Annotated in this window: 10 protein-coding genes and 1 tRNA gene; 3 read left to right on the forward strand and 8 right to left on the reverse strand. The window is 55.8% G+C overall.

Features of this window, described 5'->3' with window-relative positions; translation table 11 throughout:
* The first annotated feature begins 113 nt into the window (after positions 1–113).
* On the forward strand, positions 114–989 hold the full coding sequence (locus Q0Y21_RS10275; protein ID WP_297794664.1) for an NAD(P)-dependent oxidoreductase: 876 nt from the start codon (positions 114–116) through the stop codon (positions 987–989).
* 123 nt (positions 990–1,112) lie between these two features.
* Here the strand turns inward: Q0Y21_RS10275 and topA are convergent, their stop codons facing one another.
* The 3 genes from topA to fadB all read right to left on the reverse strand — a co-directional run bounded on the left by topA (position 1,113) and on the right by fadB (position 7,356).
* Complete coding sequence (gene topA / locus Q0Y21_RS10280; RefSeq protein ID WP_297794667.1) at positions 1,113–3,752, reverse strand: type I DNA topoisomerase; 2,640 nt, start codon at positions 3,750–3,752, stop codon at positions 1,113–1,115.
* Between the two features lie 247 nt (positions 3,753–3,999).
* Positions 4,000–5,175 (reverse strand): acetyl-CoA C-acyltransferase FadA, encoded by a 1,176-nt coding sequence (gene fadA, locus Q0Y21_RS10285; protein ID WP_297794670.1) that lies wholly within the window; start codon positions 5,173–5,175, stop codon positions 4,000–4,002.
* Between the two features lie 33 nt (positions 5,176–5,208).
* Entirely contained in the window at positions 5,209–7,356 is a 2,148-nt protein-coding gene (gene fadB, locus Q0Y21_RS10290; RefSeq protein ID WP_297794674.1) for a fatty acid oxidation complex subunit alpha FadB, read from the reverse strand.
* Positions 7,357–7,792: 436 nt separating this feature from the next.
* Here fadB and Q0Y21_RS10295 point away from each other — a divergent pair, with 436 nt between their 5' ends.
* Together Q0Y21_RS10295 and Q0Y21_RS10300 are read left to right on the forward strand one after the other, a co-directional pair.
* Complete coding sequence (locus Q0Y21_RS10295; RefSeq protein ID WP_297794676.1) at positions 7,793–8,608, forward strand: hypothetical protein; 816 nt, start codon at positions 7,793–7,795, stop codon at positions 8,606–8,608.
* Positions 8,609–8,771: 163 nt separating this feature from the next.
* Positions 8,772–9,203, forward strand: coding sequence for a universal stress protein (locus Q0Y21_RS10300; protein ID WP_297794679.1), 432 nt, complete (start codon positions 8,772–8,774; stop codon positions 9,201–9,203).
* Between the two features lie 61 nt (positions 9,204–9,264).
* Here the strand turns inward: Q0Y21_RS10300 and Q0Y21_RS10305 are convergent, their stop codons facing one another.
* The 5 genes from Q0Y21_RS10305 to Q0Y21_RS10325 all read right to left on the reverse strand — a co-directional run bounded on the left by Q0Y21_RS10305 (position 9,265) and on the right by Q0Y21_RS10325 (position 13,728).
* Entirely contained in the window at positions 9,265–9,930 is a 666-nt protein-coding gene (locus tag Q0Y21_RS10305; protein ID WP_297794681.1) for a hypothetical protein, read from the reverse strand.
* On the reverse strand, positions 9,927–11,864 hold the full coding sequence (locus Q0Y21_RS10310; RefSeq protein ID WP_297794684.1) for an ATP-binding cassette domain-containing protein: 1,938 nt from the start codon (positions 11,862–11,864) through the stop codon (positions 9,927–9,929). Before Q0Y21_RS10310 ends, Q0Y21_RS10305 begins: the two co-directional genes overlap by 4 nt.
* A 26-nt stretch (positions 11,865–11,890) precedes the next feature.
* Complete coding sequence (locus tag Q0Y21_RS10315) at positions 11,891–12,688, reverse strand: MOSC N-terminal beta barrel domain-containing protein (RefSeq protein WP_297794687.1); 798 nt, start codon at positions 12,686–12,688, stop codon at positions 11,891–11,893.
* 130 nt (positions 12,689–12,818) lie between these two features.
* Positions 12,819–12,894 (reverse strand) — tRNA-Gly (locus tag Q0Y21_RS10320).
* Between the two features lie 105 nt (positions 12,895–12,999).
* On the reverse strand, positions 13,000–13,728 hold the full coding sequence (locus Q0Y21_RS10325; RefSeq protein ID WP_297794690.1) for a murein L,D-transpeptidase catalytic domain family protein: 729 nt from the start codon (positions 13,726–13,728) through the stop codon (positions 13,000–13,002).
* Positions 13,729–13,809: the final 81 nt, after the last annotated feature.

The raw sequence follows: 13,809 nt of genomic DNA on the forward strand, positions 1-13,809 counted from the left end.
CTCCGGAAAGCCGGAACCCCGAAAAGGCCGCTGACTCAGCGGCCTTTTTTGTGCGCAGGATAACGAGCCTGTGATAAGTTAGCCCAATCAAAACCACGTTCAGGAGAGGATGAATGACCACCACAGCTGCCTTCATTGGACTGGGTGTCATGGGCTATCCCATGGCAGGACACCTGGCAAATGCCGGTTATGACGTCAGGGTTTGGAACCGAACTTTCTCCAAGGCCGAGGCCTGGAAAAGGGATTATTCGGGAACCGCCTGCCAGTCTATCGCCGAAACCGTCCGGAATGCCGACATCGTGCTGACATGCGTAGGTGCTGACAAGGATCTTTTAGCCGTTTATGAGGGCAGTGAGGGTATCATTTCAAATGCTCCCGAGGGCGCCATCCTGGTGGATCACACCACGGCATCCGCAGGCATTGCTGAACAACTCGCACAATCATCGAAAGCAAAAAGCCAGAGCTTTATCGACGCACCGGTTTCCGGCGGTCAGCAAGGTGCCGAGAATGGCCAGCTCACCATAATGTGCGGTGGTGAACCGGAGATTTTTGAGCGCGCCAAATCCGTTCTGGAGTGCTACTCCAAGGCCCTTAACCTGATGGGGCCGGCCGGCAGCGGCCAGAAAACCAAGATGGTCAATCAGATTGCCATTGCGGGACTGGTACAGGGCTTATCTGAAGCCCTGCATTTCGCCGAGCAGGCCGAGCTTGATGTACGCAAGGTAGTGGATGTGATTTCCAAGGGCGCAGCCCAATCCTGGCAGATGGAAAACCGCTCAGGCACGATGATTGACGGCAAATTCGATTATGGCTTTGCCGTAGACTGGATGCGCAAGGATCTTGGGATCTGCCTCGAGGAAGCCCGCCAGAACGGCGCCAAGCTGCCTGTAGCGGCATTAGTGGACCAGTTCTATGGGGATGTCCAGGATATGGGAGGACGCCGCTGGGATACTTCCTCGCTGATTCAGCGCTTGCGGAAGTCTCGATAGCCCCCTCTCCCCAAACCCCTCTCCCGCGAGGGGAGAGGGGCTTTCCGGAGTTGGGCTTGAATTGGTGAGTAACCTCCCCTCTCCCCTCGCGGGAGAGGGGCCGGGGGAGAGGGGGGAGAACTCCTACTTCTTTTCCTTCGGCTGCCACTTCCCGTTCACATACCACGCCGACCAGCCTGTCGCCTTGCCCTCTTTCTCGGACATGACGTACTGCTCCTTGCTCTTGCGGCTGTAGCGAATCACCGTTGGGTTGCCCTCGGGGTCACGCTCGGGCGCGTCCATCAGGTAGTCGTATTTCGGGTCGATTTCCTTGCGGTGCGGCTTGATCTCCATCACCAGTGGTGGCCGGGTTTCCCGATTCTTCGGGAACTTGCTGGCAGCGAGGAACAGACCGGAAGCCCCGTCCCGCAGCACATAGGTGTCATCCACCTTCTGGCACTGCAGTTCCGGCATCGGCACCGGATCCATCTTGGGTGGCGCCGGCTCTCCGCTCTTTAGCAGTTTGCGGGTGTTCTTACACTCGGTGTTGGTGCAGCCAAAATACTTGCCGAAACGGCCGGTCTTCAGCTGCATTTCCGAACCGCACTTGTCGCACTCCAGTGTCGGCCCTTCGTAGCCCTTGATGCGGAAGGTGCCCTTCTCCACCTCGAATCCTGAGCAGTCGGGGTTGTTACCACACACATGCAGCTTGCGGCCTTCGTCCACCAGGTAGCTGTCCATGGCGGTGCCGCATTTCGGACACCGGCGCTTCTTGCGAAGCAGGCGGGATTCGCCCTCGCCTTCCACGTCATCATCGGCGCTGACCACTTCATCCCCTGACACCAGGTTGATGGTGGTTTTGCAGCGTTCCTTGGGCGGCAGGGAATAACCGGAACACCCGAGGAATACACCAGTGCTGGCAACGCGAATCTGCATCGGACGGCTGCAGGTCGGACACGGGATGTCCGTTTCCGTCGGTGTATTGGCCCGCATACTCCCGTCTTCACTACCCTCGGCGGTTTCCAGCTGCTTGCGGAAACGGCCGTAGAAGTCATTCAGAACCTTTTTCCAGTCCACCTCACCTTCGGCGATCTCGTCCAGTTCGTCTTCCATCTTCGCGGTAAAATCAAAGTCCATCAGGTTCGGGAAGGACTCGGACAGCCGCTCAGTGACGATCTCACCCATTTTCTCGGCGTAGAAACGGCGGTTCTGGAGCCGCACGTAGCCACGATCCTGAATGGTGGAGATGATCGAGGCGTAAGTGGACGGACGGCCAATCCCCTGCTTCTCCAGCTCCTTGACCAGGCTCGCTTCCGTATATCGGGGCGCCGGCTTGGTGAAGTGCTGGCTGGGGTCCAGTTTGGCCAGATCCAGGACTTCATCAACCTTGATGTCCGGCAGCGCCACATCTTCGTCTTTCTTCGAAGACTGGGGCGCCGCCTTGAGAAAACCGTCAAACTTGATGATGCGGCCACGGGTACGCAGCTCGTAGTCTCCGTTGGCCACGACTATGGACGTACTCAGGAATTCAGCATCCGCCATCTGACACGCCATAAACTGGCGCCAGATCAGGTCGTAGAGCTTCTCAGCATCCTTTTCCAGACCACTGATGTCGGAGGGCCGCCGACTCACTTCCGTCGGGCGGATTGCCTCGTGGGCCTCCTGAGCGCCTTCCTTGCTGCCATAGACCCGGGGCTGCTCAGGCAGATACCGGTCACCGAACTGTTTCTTGATGAAGTCCCGGCAGCTGGCGACGGCGTCCTGGCTCAGGTTGGTCGAGTCCGTCCGCATGTAGGTGATGTAACCAGCTTCATACAAGCGCTGCGCCAGCATCATGGTTTTCTTGACGCTAAAGCCCATGCGGTTACTGGCCGCCTGCTGCAGCGTGGACGTAATGAAAGGCGCGGACGGCCGGGATTTCGTCGGCTTGTCTTCCCGCTTGGCAACGCGGAACGAACCGCCTTTCAGGCGGTCGACATGCTCGTTGCTTTGCTGTTCGTTCACAGGACGGTAGGGCTTATCCTGAAAACGGGTCACTTCGAAGCGCACAGGCTCCTTTGCCTGCCTGGCACCAAGATCAGCATGCAATTGCCAGAATTCTTCCGGGATGAACTTGCGTATCTCGCGCTCACGCTCGACGATCAATCGCACCGCCACAGACTGGACACGACCGGCAGACAGCCCCCGCGCAATCTTGGCCCACAGCAGCGGCGACACCATGTAACCCACCACGCGGTCCAGGAAACGCCGCGCCTGCTGGGCATTCACCCGATTATTATCCAGGGCACCCGGATCTTCGAACGCCGCCTGAATGGCGCGCTTGGTGATCTCGTTGAAGACAACACGGCGGTACTTGTCAGATTCACCGCCAATGGTTTGCTGAAGGTGCCAGGCGATCGCCTCCCCTTCCCGGTCCAAATCCGTTGCCAGATAGATGTGGTCAGCGGATTTTGCCAGGCGCTTGAGCTCACTGACGACCTTTTCCTTGCCGGGCAGGATCTCATAGCGAGCGCTCCAGTCATGATCCGGGTCCACCCCCATACGGGCAACCAGCTGCTCGCGGGCCTTGCGTTTCTTGTGCGCAGCCTTTTCTTCCGGGCTCATCTTGCGCGTTGCCGCCGCTTGCTTCGCACGTTCTTTGGGATCTGACTGAGAGCCACTGCCGCTAACCGGAAGATCACGAATATGCCCGACGCTCGACTTCACAATGAAGTCAGAGCCCAGATATTTGTTGATGGTCTTCGCTTTCGCTGGCGACTCGACAATAACGAGACTTTTACCCATATCGGAGATCTGTATCCTTGGCGATAATCGGTTAAAAAATCAGCAAACCGTAAACTCGCTGTAAAATCAGTCGGCTAGAAAACACTCAATAGCCGCCACATTGTATAAGTGCATTGTTTTACAGGGTCAAGAAAAGCAAGACAACCCATTCTTTAACTTCCGCCCTGCTTTTTTAAAGGAAGCATAAACAGAAAGGCCCGGCAATTGCCGGGCCTCCAGGACAGCGTTACCGATTCGGCCTAGCGAATCAGAGACGCTCCCATACCGTCGCGATGCCCTGACCGAGACCGATACACATGGTGGATACACCAAGCTTACCGCCCTTGGCCTGCATAACGTTCAGCAGGGTTGTGGAGATACGTGCACCGGAGCAGCCCAGCGGATGGCCCAGGGCAATCGCGCCGCCGTTCAGGTTCACTTTCTCTTCCATCACGCCCAGCAGCTTCAGGTCTTTCAGAACCGGCAGGGACTGGCCAGCAAAGGCTTCGTTCAGTTCCCAGAAGTCGATGTCTTCGACTTTCAGGCCTGCACGCTTCAGAGCCTTCTTGGTGGCCGGAACCGGACCGTAACCCATGATCGCGGGATCACAGCCGGCAACCGCCATGCTGCGAATCTTGGCGATCGGCTTCAGGCCCAGCGCTTCAGCCCGCTCTGCAGACATCAGTACCATGGCAGCCGCACCATCGGTCAACTGGGAAGACGTACCGGCTGTTACGGTACCGTTCTTCGGATCGAACGCCGGCTTCAGCTGGCCCAGGGACTCAGCAGTAGTCTCCGGACGAATGGTTTCGTCGTTTTCGATCAGCACCTTGAAGCCATTCTCATCGTGGCCTTCAACCGGCACGATTTCGTTCTTGAAGCGGCCTTCTACCGTCGCTTCGTGGGCCAGGCGGTGAGAACGCGCACCAAACTCGTCCTGCTGCTCACGGGTAATGCCGTGCATCTTCGCCAGCATTTCCGCAGTCAGGCCCATCATGTTGGAGGCCTTGGCAGAATACTTGGAAGCAGCCGGGTTGTGATCGAAACCGGCGGTCATGGGCACGTGACCCATGTGCTCAACACCACCAGCCACAAACACATCACCGTTGCCGGTCTGGATCGCCTGGGCGGCGGTGTGGATCGCGCTCATGGCGGAACCACACAGACGGTTAACGGTCTGTGCCGCGGATTCGTGCGGGATGCGGGTCAGCAGTGAAATCTGACGCGCCACGTTAAAGCCCTGTTCTTTGGTCTGGTTTACACAGCCCCAAATCACGTCTTCAACTTCTTTCGCGTCGAGCTTCGGGTTGCGCTCAAACAGTGCTTCGATCAGCGTGGCAGACAGTGTCTCGGCACGCACGTTGCGGAAGCAGCCATTTTTGGCACGCCCCATCGGAGTCCGCACGCAATCGACGACGACAACGTCTCTCGGATTAAGGCTCATAGATCTTTCTCCGTTCGGAAATCTCGTTCAGGGTTAGGCAAAGAACTTTTCGCCAGTCTTGGCCATTTCACGCAGCTTCTCGGTCGGATGGTACAGAGGACCAAGGTCTGCAAACTTGTCTGCCAGTTCGACGAACTTGTCTACACCCATATCGTCGATATAGCGCAGGGCACCACCACGGAACGGCGGGAAGCCGATACCGAAGATCAGACCCATATCAGCATCTGCCGGATCCTCGACAATGCCATCTTCCAGGCAGCGAACGGTTTCCAGACACAGAGGAATCATCATGCGGGCGATGATATCTTCGTCGCTGAAATCGTTCTTACCCTGAACAACCGGCTCAAGCAGCTTGTAGACTTCTTCGTCGACAACCTTCTTCTGCTTGCCCTTGCGGTCCAGTTCGTACTTGTAGAAGCCCTTGTCGTTCTTCTGTCCGTAACGGTCGTTCTCGAACATCACTTCGACACCGGACTTGAAGTCGGACTTCATGCGATCCGGGAAGCCTTCCGCCATCACCTCGTCGGCGTGCTTGGCGGTATCCATGCCAACAACGTCCAGCAGGTACGCGGGACCCATCGGCCAACCGAACTTTTCCATGACCTTGTCGACTTTCTGGAAGTCGGCGCCGTCACGCAGCAGGCCAGCAAAGCCGCCAAAGTACGGGAACAGAACACGGTTAACCAGGAAGCCCGGGCAATCGTTAACCACGATCGGAGTCTTGCCCATGGCCTTGGCGTAAGCCACGGTGGTCGCGATAGCACGGTCACTGGTCTTCGAGCCACGGATAACCTCAACCAGCGGCATCATGTGAACCGGGTTGAAGAAGTGCATGCCACAGAAGTTCTCCGGACGCTTCAGGTTCTTGGCCAGAAGGTCGATGGAGATCGTAGAGGTGTTGGAGGTCAGGATGGCGTCATCACGAACCATTTCCTCGGTCTCACGCAGAACCGCGTCTTTCACCTTCGGGTTCTCGACAACAGCTTCAACAACCAGATCTACGTTCTTGAAATCACCGTAGTTCAGGGTAGGAGTAATGCTGTTGAGTACGTCGGCCATTTTGCCGGCGTCCATCTTGCCCTTGTCAACACGCTTGGACAGAAGCTTCTTGGCTTCCTTCAGACCCAGGGCGATACCCTCCTGGGCGATGTCCTTCATGATGATCGGTGTGCCTTTCAGTGCGGACTGATAAGCCACGCCACCGCCCATGATACCGGCACCCAGCACGGCTGCCAGATTCACGTCGGAAGCTTCTTTTTCCCAGGCGCTGGCTTTCTTCTTGAGCGCCTGATCGTTCAGGAACAAACCAACCAGGCAGGCCGCAACATTGGTCTTGGCCATTTTGGCGAAACCTTTGGCTTCCACCTCGATGGCTTTGTCACGGGTCATGCCGGCATGCTTCTGCATGGTCTTGATGGCTTCCACCGGCGCCGGATAGTTCTTGCCAGCCTTGCCGGCAACGAACGCCTTGGAAATCTCGAACGCCATCATGCTCTCCATGGCGTTGAGCTTGATCTTGCCCTTCTTCTCTTCGCGACGGGCTTCGTTGTTCAGCTTGCCTTCGTTGCACTGGTTGATAATGGTAACAGCCGCTTCAACCAACTTGTCAGCTTCAACAACGGCATCAACCGCGCCAATTTTCAGAGCAGCATCCGCACGGTTCTCGGTACCACCGCTGATCCATTCAATGGCGTTATCCACGCCCACCAGACGGGACAGACGCACAGTGCCACCGAAGCCAGGGAAGATACCCAGCTTGACTTCCGGCAGACCTACCTTGGCTTTCGGAGCCATAACACGGTAGTCGGTCGCCAGACACATCTCGAAACCACCGCCCAGTGCGATACCGTTGATGGCGGTAACCGTCGGGAACGGCAGGTCTTCAATAGCGTTGAAAACTTCATTGGCCTTCAGGTTGTTGGCAACGAGGTCTTCTTCGGTACCGGCAAACAGCTCGGTAAACTCGGTGATGTCAGCACCGACAATAAAACTGTCTTTGGAGCTGGTTACAACCAGACCCTTCAGATTCTTCTGGGATTTGAGTGCGTCAGCTGCGGCGCCCAGTTCTTCGATGGTGAGACGGTTGAACTTGTTGACTGACTCGCCCTGCAAGTCAAAGTTCAACTGAGCGATCCCGCCTTCGATCTCTTTAACCGTGATGGCTTTACCTTCGTAAATCATCAACTGATCTCCAGTCTGTGTTTGGAACTGCTTGCAGACCTCTCGCCATTTCAGATACTGGCAAGCGCCTGCGGATGCAGCGAGATTTCGGTCACTGCCCGATTAACCGATTCAAAATTCATACAGTCGTTTGAATCGTGAGGGCACACGATGAAAAAAAACAGCTCATTTGTCAATTTGTTTCTGGAAGAATCGGTGCAAAAGTCTTCAGCATAGGTGAAGGCACCGGGAAACTGATGAATTGAAATTATTGTTTTTCAGTGCGGTACATCCGTGTCTTAACAAAAACCGGAACTGCGTCACACAAATTTGGCAGCACTTTACATTTGCCCGGGTTACAGGCCGTAAAACCGCTTGATCGGCTGGCTGAGTTACTTTACCTTCGGACCGAGACTTTAGTCCACAATAATAAAACACACGTACGGAGATCCATCCGATGACCGACGCTCGCCTTCGGGTCCGCTCACTCGTTGCAGCCCTGGTACTGCTCGCTCTTACTTCCCTCGCGGCGCGAGCGGAAACCGCAGACGGATTCCTTTCCGACTTGCACAAGTTCCGCGTAAGCAACTACCTGGCGCTCGACGCCTACTATCGTTTCAGCGCCAATGGCGACAGCAACACCCTGAATGAGATCGTGGGCAACATTAATAACGCCAATACCTCCATGAACAATCTTGCGGACAGCACAGCGGGCGTTCTGAGCAATGAAGATATCGGAAAACTGAACAGTGAGTTCGATTCCTTCAAGAGTCTGATGCGCGATAACATCAATGATGTGCGAAACACCGGCTATCCGGATTTGCGACTGGTTTCCGATATGGCCAACCAGGCACTGACAATGAGCGAAATGGCAACGGAGCTTTACGACACTTCCCGGGAAAGCAGCGAGACGGCCACCAAGTCCCGCGTGGAAGCCGCCCGATCCGCGGCCATCACCCTCGCCCAGATGATGGCCAAATATTCCGCCCGGACATACTCTTCGGTCTCCCAGACATTCCAGGGCTCTGCAACAGAGGAATCCCTCGATCAACAGGCCCTCAGATTTGACTCACTGCTGGCCGAAATCAACAAGGGCGGCAAAAAAGGTGAGCTGAAGAGCACTCTGGAGGATGTTACCTCCAAGTGGCAGTTTATTCGCGGCTCCTACATCAATTACAACGAAAACAATGTGGCATTCGTCATTGATCGCTACTCCAAAGGCATCCTCCAGGGCCTGGACACGACCATCACACTGCTCCAGAACAACACCTGAGATTCGAGTGGGCGGGACCGCCATCCTGCGTCCCGTCCCCGTAGCTCCGAGCCCACTGCCCTAACCTCTTTTTTGATGCCTGTCAGTTCCGAAAATTCGTTTTTCGACTATCCTGAAATGATGGTTACGCTGTAGAACCACTTGTCCGCTAAGGAGCAATGCAATGTCGACGTATCAGAAGATGCTGGTGGCCATAGATCTGACCGAGGAGGCCCCACAGGTTCTTAACAAAGCACAGGAAATCAGTCAGGCCCATGGCGCTGATTTGCTATTGGTACACGTCGTGGAGCCCGTTGGGTATGCCTATGGTGGTGACATCCCGATGGATCTCACAGAATTGCAGGATCAACTGGACAAGGCGGCCCGGGAGCAACTGGCTGCCTATGGCAAACAATACGGTGTGAGCACCGGCAATCAGGTTATAACGGTTGGCAGGCCAGAGTCAGAAATACACAGGCTGGCTAAAGAACAGGGGGTAGACCTTATTATTGTTGGCAGCCATGGGCGCAAGGGCTTTCAGCTGTTGCTGGGCTCAACCGCCAATGGCGTGCTTCACGGCACCGAGTGTGACGTCCTGGCAGTCCGGATTCGCTGACGCCCGCCCCACTCACCGGCCCCAGGACCCTCCAGGCGGGCCGGTGAGTCTGAGCCTTGACTTATTCCCCACCCGCCATCTTGCTTTCAAGCTTTCGTAACTGGCTCTCCAGAGAAAAACTGACGCTGGACGCCATGGAAAAGAAGTTCAGCAATGCCTTCAGATTGCTGTCTCCTTTACATACCGAATGTATCCTTTGCCATAGCGCCTGATTGACCAGCTGCAGTCGCTGATTCCTTTCCACCAGGCCCTGCAGTTCCCAGTCAGGCTCCTGATGATTACGCTTGGCAAAATATTGCTGAAGCAGGTAATGAGAAACACTTCTCATGATGAATTCATCGGTACTGGCAAACGGCAGGTGATTAACAGCCATTGATTTAAGCTCTCCCAAAACCGGACAGCCGCTGGTTGCCATCTTCAACCCCAGCAATGATCGCAACGCCTCTTCAAGTGACGTTGATTTGGAATAGGTGCGACGCTCATCGGTGACACTTACATCGACTTTCTGATACGCCTCATCTGCCTGGAAGGCATTCACCACCGGCAGAATCTCTGTCGCGGCAGGGCAATGAGGTGAATCCGCCGGTTTCAGCGGACAGTTTGAACACTGACAATGTTCAAGGCGAGCCCACGACGGCAATGGTGAAACCACCTCGGCGGGCTGGTTCGTCACTTTGAACTCGATCTGCCGCCCATCCTGAAGCCTGAAAAGGTAATTAACGTTCATTGATTGGCCTGTTCTTCCAACTCCATCCACCGCTCGATGACTTTTTCCAGCTGGGCTTCCCTGGTCGAAAACTCAGCCAGCGTAGCCGAGACTTCCTCCGGCGGGCCTGAATAGAATTCCGGATCCGAGATTCGATCCTGAAGCGCAGCAACCTCCGCTTCCAGCGATTCAATCTTGGCCGGTAATTCCTCAAGCTCCAGTTTAAGCTTATAACTTAGCTTTGTGGGTTTCGATTTTGTGGATTCCGCCACAGCCGCGACATTTGGCTGGCTCGACTCTACCGGTTTTGACGGTTTTGACGGTTTTGCCGGTTTCTCTGAACGAGTAGCTTTGCGCTCCGCCGGGAAAAAACCACCCTGCCGACGCCAGTCACTATAGCCACCGACATATTCCCTGACGGCTCCGGAACCATCCAGGAAGATGGTGTCCGTTACCACGTTATCCAGGAATTCCCGATCGTGACTGATGACAATAACGGTGCCCTTGAACTCCACCAGCTGGGCTTCAAGCAATTCCAGGGTTTCAACGTCCAGATCGTTGGTTGGCTCATCAAGCACTAGTATATTGGCCGGTTTGCTAAACAGCTTGGCGAGCAACAAACGCGCCCTCTCCCCCCCGGAGAAAACGCTGACGGGCGATCGGGCGCGCTGAGGGCTGAACAGGAACTCCTGGAGATAACCAAGGACATGCTTGCTCTGCCCGTTGATCTCAATGAACTCCCGCCCCTCAGAGAGGTTATCCAGGGCATTGCGCTCCAGATCCAGCTCGCCCCTAAGCTGATCAAAGTACGCCACCTCAAGATTCGTACCCAGGCGAATCGAACCTTCTGTGGGTTTCAGATTGCCGAGCAGAAGCCTCACCAGCGTGGTCTTGCCAGTACCGTTCTCGCCCACCAGTCCGATCTTGTCGCCGCGAAGTATCGTCAGGTTCATATCTTCGATCACCGGACTGCCATCCGGGTAGTGGAACCCGGCCTCTTTCGCTTCGACCACCAGCTTGCCTGACCGGTCCGCATCCTCCACAACAAAGCTGGCAGTGCCACCCCGGACCCGACGTTGGCGATGCTCCTCACGCATCGCCTTCAGCGCCCTGACCCGCCCCATGTTGCGGGTTCTCCGCGCCTTGATTCCCTGCCTGATCCAGGCCTCCTCCTGCTTCAAACGCTTGTCGAACAGTGCGTTCTGGCGCTCCTCTTCCTCGAGGGCTTTCTCTTTCAGCTCCAGGTACTTGTCATAAGTCGCCGAGAAACTGACCAGTTTCCCCCGATCCAGCTCCACAATCCGGGTCGCCATCTTGCGGATAAAGGCCCGGTCGTGGCTGACAAACAGAATGGCTCCACGGAACTGTCCAAGCGCTTCTTCGAGCCAGGCAATCGCGGGTACATCGAGATGGTTGGTGGGCTCATCCAGCAACAGGATTTCCGGTTCCGCTACCAGCGCTTTCGCCAGCAACACCCGGCGCTGCCAGCCCCCGGAAAGCGTATTCAGGGTCTGCTCCGGATCAATGCTGTACTGCTCAAGAATGGCATTCACCTTCTGATCCAGCCGCCACCCATCCAGTGCCTCCAGACGCTCCTGAACCTTCATCATCTGATCCAGGCTTGCCTCGTCCGCCTGCTGCGACAGGGTGTGAAAACGCGCCAACAATTCACCGGTTTCCGGGAACGCGCTGGCAACGACCTCATAAGCCGTGCGATGGTCTTCCGCAGGCAGTGTCTGTGGTAATACTGCCAGCTTCGCTCCTTCATCGAGACGCACGATGCCTCCCTCCGGTGTCACTTCCCCACTGACAATCCTGAGCAGCGTGGATTTACCCTCTCCGTTACGACCCAGCAGACACACCCGCTCTCCCGCCTCGATATTCAGCGAGGCCTTATCCAGCAGCGGCTGCATCCCAAAAGCCAGGGAAATGGCATCCAGCGATAACAATGGCACCGTGTTTTTACTCCTTATTAAGCAGGTTACTGATCAGCATTTCTGTTGATGACCGGATCGCCGGCACGAACAGTGCCATGCGCCTCGTGAATGGCGTTCATGCCAAAAATGACCCCATCAATGGTGCGGCGATACTTTCCAAGGGTTCGCAACGGCTGAAGATCCGACCCTTTCACACCGGTATCCGGATCAACCGTGGTCATAACACACCGGGAACAGGGCTTAACCAGATTGAACATCTGCTCACCGATCAACAGTTGCTGCCAATCGTCTTCGGCCCAGGCCGCAGCCCCTTCAATCACGATATTGGGGCGGAAGCGACGCATCTCCACCGGCGTCTCGAGCCGGCCATTCAATTCCTCCAGGGAGGCAAGATTGGTAACCAGGAACGGAAATCCATCCGCAAAGCTCACTCTGCGCTCCTCGGTCACCCGACCGGCGTCCACTCTCCGAAAGGACGTGTCCGGCATGTAGACAAAACGGAAATCAACTCCGCAGAACCGGCTCAGGGCTTCGGAGGCCTCTGCCTTGCCGTAAACAGCCTTGACCCAGTCACGCCACACCAGCACTCGGGCCTCTTCATCGCCCGGCTGCAACAGGTAGTCCCCCTCACCCGGGATGCTCACCCTAACACAATCCCCGTCAAGCGCCGTATGAACCCTGGCCAGCATGGGATAGTCGCGCTGGGTCACAAATCGCCGCTCAGCATCGACAATCATCCAGCGCCGATCGTGGCTGGGTCCGAAATCATCCATATTGAAGGAACTGACCGGAATACCAGCAAGAGACTTCACCGGATAGATATACAGGGAATGGACTCGCACAATACCTCCCGCAGCCGCAGATACTTGAAGATCGGGGGATGAGTATAACCGAGTTAAACCGGGAAACGACGGAATGCAGTGCCTGAAAACGAAGAAACCCGGCCGTTTAAAGGGCCGGGTTTCCGGAATCTGGAGCGGGAAACGAGATTCGAACTCGCGACCCCAACCTTGGCAAGGTTGTGCTCTACCAACTGAGCTATTCCCGCTTGTGGTTGCAGGCTTGATGCCGACAACGGAGGCGTATTCTACGGATTCGTTCGCAGGCGTCAACCACTTTTTGCCAACTTTTTAACCCCGATCATTCCGGGTGATCAGCTATTATCCAATCCGCTCTTTGTGGCGCTCGCAACCCGGCCAGTCTCGCAGTTCAGATACCCGGATGACTGAAGCCATTTCTGATCCGGATAATACTTGAATACCAGCTGGCCGCCTTTCAGGTTATCCACCACCTGCCGGATCACTTGCTGGTCGACTGCTGGGCAACCATGACTGCGTCCGATCCGACCATAGTCACGAACCCAGTTGTCATTAACGTAATCGGCGCCATGAATCACTATGGCACGCTGTCGTGCCAGGTCATTGATACCCGGCTCCAACCCGTCAAGCCGCAGGGAATATCCATGCTTGCCGCGGTAGGATTCACTGGCCTTGAACAGACCAATACTGGACTGGTGGCTTCCCTCAATATTGGAGAACGCGGTGGACTCCAGGTTTCCGGAGTTCTTGCCATGGGCAACCAGATCCCTGAGAACAAGTTGGCCGCTGGCCAGATCGAAAATCCACAGACGTTCCTCACTGGACGGCAGCGAGAAATCAATCACTGCCAGCCGCTCCGGCATTTCAACACCGTTCAATACTGCACATGAAGAGGCTTTCAATGCCTGTTGCAGAACTTCCACATTCAGCTTGGGGGCTGCACTGGAAAGTCTGGTCAGAAGTGCGCTGTCGAAGGATGACGCCGTACCCTGCGAGGGAAGAAAAAGCGCTGTTGCCAGCACAAGACCGAAACCCAAACGACCAGCAGTTCGATTTTTCAACATTCTATAAACCCTGTCAGATCAGCTCAATAAATAGCAAAGCAGGCAAATGGCCCGCGCCTGAGCTCAAGTGTCGGGTATTCT

The sequence above is a fragment of the uncultured Marinobacter sp. genome, assembly GCF_947259545.1.
GTDB lineage: Bacteria > Pseudomonadota > Gammaproteobacteria > Pseudomonadales > Oleiphilaceae > Marinobacter.